The organism is Hydrogenophaga sp. (assembly GCF_041633695.1).
Lineage (GTDB): Bacteria > Pseudomonadota > Gammaproteobacteria > Burkholderiales > Burkholderiaceae_C > Hydrogenophaga.
Map to the genome: position 1 here is coordinate 1 of NZ_JBFJMY010000272.1, position 5,769 is coordinate 5,769.

The 5,769-nt window shown below is 62.8% G+C and carries 5 protein-coding genes; 3 read left to right on the plus strand and 2 right to left on the minus strand.

Going from position 1 to position 5,769, the window contains the following annotated elements; all coding sequences use genetic code 11:
* On the plus strand, positions 1-327 hold a 327-nt coding region (locus tag ABYB95_RS15660), incomplete at its 5' end, for an aldehyde dehydrogenase family protein (RefSeq protein ID WP_372659496.1).
* Here ABYB95_RS15660 and ABYB95_RS15665 read toward each other — a convergent pair.
* A complete protein-coding gene (locus ABYB95_RS15665) occupies positions 227-991 on the minus strand; it encodes a sulfite exporter TauE/SafE family protein (protein ID WP_372659497.1) in 765 nt (254 codons plus the stop codon). The two genes, ABYB95_RS15660 and ABYB95_RS15665, sit on opposite strands and share 101 nt — an antisense overlap.
* Before the next feature lie 252 nt (positions 992-1,243).
* Positions 1,244-3,061 (minus strand): tannase/feruloyl esterase family alpha/beta hydrolase, encoded by a 1,818-nt coding sequence (locus ABYB95_RS15670; protein WP_372659498.1) that lies wholly within the window; start codon positions 3,059-3,061, stop codon positions 1,244-1,246.
* A gap of 260 nt (positions 3,062-3,321) precedes the next feature.
* Here ABYB95_RS15670 and ABYB95_RS15675 point away from each other — a divergent pair, with 260 nt between their 5' ends.
* Positions 3,322-4,221, plus strand: coding sequence for a helix-turn-helix domain-containing protein (locus tag ABYB95_RS15675; protein ID WP_372659499.1), 900 nt, complete (start codon positions 3,322-3,324; stop codon positions 4,219-4,221).
* Positions 4,222-4,485: 264 nt separating this feature from the next.
* On the plus strand, positions 4,486-5,769 hold a 1,284-nt coding region (locus ABYB95_RS15680; protein WP_372659500.1), incomplete at its 3' end, for a glutamate-5-semialdehyde dehydrogenase.

Sequence of the window (5,769 nt, forward strand, 5' to 3'; positions counted from 1 at the left end):
CAGAAAAACGCCCGTGTGTGCTACTGCGAGGGCACCTTTGGTTCGGTGAAATGCGTGGTGCGCGTGAAGAACACCGAAGAGGCGATCGCCTGCGCCAACGACCTCGAATACGGACTGAGCGCGGCCGTGTTCGGCGGCAAGGCGGGTATGGCCGTATTTACCGAACTGCGCAGGATCACGGTGCCGAAGAGGGTAGAGATATCTAGCGATTCTGGTTGGCCGAGCCTCAAAGCCATCCAGCTGCCCGCAAGATCAGGCCCAGCCCGAGCACGGCCAGAACGATCAGCACCGCCGTCCGGAACGCCTGTGGTGCCAGATGGCGGCTGATGCGCTGTCCGATGCCTACACCAAGCGCCACCAATACCAGACCGCAGGCGGACACGGCCAGCACCGGCACCGTCATCAGGCCCGTTGCGCCGAGGGCGACGAACATGGCCGCGCTCGACAGTGTGAAGGACTGGTTGCTGGCATGCAGAAAGCGTTCGCGTGGCAGATCGAGTGATAGCAGATAGGGAATCAAAGGCATGACTTGCGATCCGGTCAAGCCATTGACAAAGCCCGTCGCGGCACCGATCACCGGTTCGAACCGCCTGGTCCGGGCCTCGTTCAAGCGGAAGCGCGCATTCGCCAGGGCGAAGCCGACGTAGATCAGCAACACCACGCCGAGCAGGGCGGCGGCGTGTTCGCTCCGCATTTTCGTCAGCGCCCAGAGGCCGGCAAATACCGAGGCGGCCGCCGTCAGCACCATGGGCCAGAAGCGTTGCACGCCGGCGCGGAAACCGCTTGTGTTCAGCATGACACCCAGGTTAGACGCCACCGACGGGATCAGCACCAGAGGCAAGGCCTCCTTCAAACCGAATGCCAGCGTCAGGATCGGCAAGCAGGTCGAGGAATAGCCCAGACCGGTCACGCCCTTGACCAGTGCGGCGATGAAATACGCGGCAGCAACCGTGGCGAGTTGAACGGGTGAAAAGGCATCCAGTAGGAACATCGCTTGGGTCTTGTGCAAACTCCCGCGCCGTAGTCATCGCGATCGGCGCCGGCTACTGCAGGAGGTGGGTTTGAGGCGCAGCCATGGTACCTGCTTCCCCGCTCAGGCCGAGGCGCAGACCACGCCGCGCCGATTTCCGTTCTGAATGTCGCAACCCAACGGCCCAAGCGCCCGATGCAGATCGCATCGGGCGCTTGGGCGCAAGCTGCAGCGCTGGCGCACATCGGGCGCCAGAACTTTGAACTGCCCGGGTCAGGAGCAGCTATAGCTTGCCGCCGTGGTCGGATCGCCGCTCAAGTAGGACACCTTTTTCGGGAATACGCACGTCGGCATGCTTCGCGTCGTGCTGCCGCTGGTGGTCTGAAGGGTGAGCGTGTCTGGTGCAATGCCTTTCTCGACCCAGTCGGTGATCAGGGTGTACATCTGGCCCGGCGCGAAGTTCGGCACAACCGCCGAAGGATTCGCCGTGCCGTTGGGTGTTCCATGTCCGAGGCCGGGAGCCAGGTAAAGGCGATAGAAACTCTGTGTCGCTGCCAGACCCCCCATCTGCGAGGCGACCCGGTTGTAGTAGTTGATCGTGCCCTGCGGCATGATCAACTCGTCGGCCAGTCCATGCCATGTGAGCATCTTGCCCCCGCGGGCCTTGAAGGCCGAGAGGTCCGGGCTGTCCGTGTTGATGTTGCCAAAGTTTGTTTGCAGCGCGACGCCCCGGTCGTAGGCGTTCGACAGTTGCGAATACGACAGCTGCTTCCACAGCGATTGGCCGTTGCCCGTTGCATTGGCGAATCCGGATCCGGCGATCGTCGAGTTCTGGAGTTCAAGCGCGACCACGTCCGATGAGATGGGGAACTCCATATCAGGGCTCGCAAGGCCTACAAAGTTTGGCGAGTAGAACGTTGTCCCTCGGGTCAGGCCAAACCAGCGGTGGTTGCCGCTCCCCATCAGTGCACTCGACGAGGCTTCGATCCAGCCGTTGTCGGTCGCCGGGTCCGGCACACTGCCATCTGCCGTCATGCCGTACCAGATCTTGTTCATCGCCTGCGCTTGCGCTGTGGTGACACAGGCCGAAGTCGCGTTGTTGCCCCCACTGGAGGTGCAGAGTACGTTCGGATCCTGTACCGGGTTGTAGGTGCAGCTCGACGGATCGACGATGTACCCCAGGTGCTGGCCTCCTACAAGGTCGCACGCCGAAATGGCTGCGTTGGAAACCAGGGCGGACTGTGCCTTGGTGAGCGGTGTTCCACTCAGGTCCCGCTGATACACGATCTGCGGGTAAAGCTCGCTCGTTATAAACCGTGTCCAGTTGATCGCTGGGTAGTTTGCGATGATTCCGTCGAAGTCTGTCGGGTTGTTTTGTGCCAGGTTCAGACCCTGCCTGCCCCCGGTGGATCCGCCCTCCCAATAGGCGTACTTCGGCGCCGAACCGTAGTAGGCCGTCGCCAACGCCTTGGTCTTCACAGCCTGCTCGTGGATGCCGCGCGAGGCGAAGTCGGTCCACAGCGGCTTGTTGATGGTTCCGTCCGGGTTCATGGCGAACGAGCCAGCGCCGGCGATGGCATGCCCGGTATCGGTCGTCGACGACACGGCCCCTTCGTTGCCAGCAATGGCCGCAGCGCTGCTGCTCGCGATCGCGGTTGTGGAGCCTGCAGATCCGCCCTGCCAGCCTCCGCCTCCCAGCGCATGGACGCGTCCATTCCAGTTCGCCTTCGCGGGAAGCCAGATTTCGATGCCAATGCCTTCCGAGGTGGACGGAGCGCCAGCCGGCCCAGGGTTGCCCGGACCGACATTCAGCTTGACCATGCAAATGTCGTTTGACGCCATGGGCGTGCTCGGACTGGCGGCGCCGCTCAGGATCAGCGGCTCCCCCTTCTTGAACGCTGTCACGGTGAGCACAGTGGTTTGCGCATCTGGTTTGAATGAAGCCTTCAGGGAATCGTCGCAAGTCAGTGGCGCGGTGGCCGTCGATGGGCTGCTGCTGCCACCGCAGCCGGTTACCAGCGCCGTGAACAAGATGCTGGCCGCTGTGCCGCCAAGCCTCCAGTCCACTTTCCGTCCTTTGAACTCCGTCATCGTTGTCTCCTCGGGTTGTTGGTCAGCCGGGGCAATTGCGCACCGGAATGAATTAAAGTGCACATTTCTGCTGGGTGTGCACCCTGGCGATACGATAGGCTGGGTTCTGAACGGTGTATATCGAGAATATGACCCCAGATATCGAGATATTGCGCGATCTGGCTAGGGGTTATCCCACTGTGGATGCTGAAAAATGAGCAGTAAAGTGCATTTTTACTGGCTGCTGTGCGCCGTTCAGCCGCCCAAGTTTGTGGAGGTGTATGACCGTGAAGTCCGACTGGGGTACTTACGACGCCGTGGCTGGACGCGACGCCGCGTCTCCGGCGGAGGTATTGAAAAATGCCCATTCGGCCTGGGCGGGGCTGCCCATGATGAAAGTGCCCCTGCCTGGCAGCGCGGAAGTGATCAACCATGCGGTCATCCACCCTTCTCTGGCGATCGCGCTTTCTGGTCGGGGCAAGCGCACCTACCGAAGCGGAATCCACGTTCGGGAGCTTTATTCCGCCGAGAGAATGTTCGAGCTCTATGGAGAGGGTTACTGCATCGACCATGGGCGCTGGGAAGGCGTTCCCGGCGAAGTGCTTGGGGTCCAGTTTCCGACGCAGTTGGTGAATGGACTGTTGCATGCGCACAGCGGAGGATTTCGCCTGCCCACGGCGCACGAATTGTTCGATGACCGGCTTGTCGGACTTGCACTGTCGCTGTGGAGCGAGGCGGAGGCCGGAGGGCCGCTGGGCACGCTCTACGCTCAGGGCCTCACGCTCGCATTGCTGGGCTTCTTGGGCGAACAGCATGGTGCGTGGAGCCACCAGGGCAACGTCAGGTCCACGGCAAAGATGTCGATGGCCGACCGCACGCTTGTCCGCGATTACATCGAGCAACACATGGCCAGTGATCTGTCGGTTGTGACTCTGGCTGAGCTCGTGCGGGTGAGCCCGGCCCACTTCGCGCGAGCGTTCAAGGCCACATTTGACATCTCACCACACGCCTACGTCACGGAGCGGCGCATCGAATCGGCCCGCTGGATGCTCCATTCGGAGCGGGGCCGCTCGCTGGCAGAAATTGCTGGCAGCGTCGGGTTTTCGAGCCAATCGCACTTCACCGAGGCGTTCCGGCGTCGGATGGGGGTCACGCCTGGTCGCTGGCGAGCTAACGGCTGAATCGGCATGCTCAGGGTGCCTGTGGGTGGCTTTACCAGGGCGCGGATGGTTGAAGGCGCGGGGATTTTGATCTGCTTGGGGCAATAGAAGCGACCGATCGCAGACACGCGCCCCCCATTACTCGCAGCAATCCATGGTGGGCGCTTCGAGCCCGGTTGCCGAGACCGACCAGCCGCCCGATCGCGGCTGCCCACCACTGGACCGCCATCGGATTCGCCGGGGGCGCGACCTCACGCCAGGACATTTCCGTGCACCTCTGCGAAAATCCCATCCATGAACGCGACCAACACCACCGAACTCATGAATACCCTGGGCTCCCAGGCCAAGGCGGCCTCGGCGCTGATGGCCAAGGCGGGGTCCGCTACCAAGCTGCAGGCGCTGCGCTCCCTGGCCGCCCTGTTGCGGGCCAATGTGGACGGTTTGCAGGTGGAAAACGCCAAAGATCTGGAGCGCGCCCGTGCCGCCGGACTGGCCGAGCCCCTGGTGGACCGGCTCAAGCTCACGCCCAAGGTGATCGAAACCTGCGCCCAGGGCTGCGAGCAGCTGGCCGCCATGGCCGACATCATTGGCGAAATATCCGGCTTGAAGCAGATGCCCAGCGGCATCCGGGTGGGGCAGATGCGGGTGCCGATTGGCGTGTTCGGCATGATTTACGAGAGCCGGCCCAATGTGACGATCGAAGCGGCTTCGCTGTCGATCAAGAGCGGCAACGCCTGCATTCTGCGCGGCGGCTCCGAGGCAATCGATTCGAACCGCGCCCTGGCTGCGCTGGTGCAGCAGGCGCTGGTGTCGGCGGGGTTGCCGGCCGATGCGGTGCAGCTCGTGCCCACCACCGACCGCGCCGCCGTGGGCCAGCTCATCACCATGCCGCAGTATGTGGACGTGATCATTCCGCGCGGCGGCAAGGGGCTGATCGAGCGCATCAGCGCCGAAGCCAAGGTGCCGGTGATCAAGCACCTGGACGGCAATTGCCACACCTATGTGGACGAGCCTTGCGACGTTGCCATGGCGGTGAAGGTGGCCGACAACGCCAAAACCAACAAGTACAGCCCTTGCAACGCGGTTGAGAGCCTGCTGGTGGCGCGGGCTGTGGCGGCCGAATTCTTGCCGTTGATCGGCGCCGTGTACGCCGCCAAAGGCGTGGAGATGCGCTGTTGCGCAGAGTCCAAAGCCATCTTGGCCGCTGTGCCGGGCGCGGTGCTGAAAGACGCGACCGAGCAGGACTGGTTCGAGGAATACCTGGCGCCCATCATCAGCATCAAGCTGGTGGCCGGCGTGGACGAGGCGATCGCCCACATCAACCACTATTCCAGCCACCACACCGACGCCATCCTCACCACCAACCACTTGCACGCGCAAGCCTTTTTGCGCGAGGTGGATTCGGCCAGCGTGATGGTGAACACCAGCACCCGCTTCGCCGATGGTTTTGAATTCGGCCTGGGCGCCGAAATCGGCATTTCCACCGACAAGTTCCACGCCCGTGGCCCGGTGGGTGTGGAGGGGCTTACGTCGCTCAAGTACGTGGTGCTGGGCGACGGCGAAGTGCGG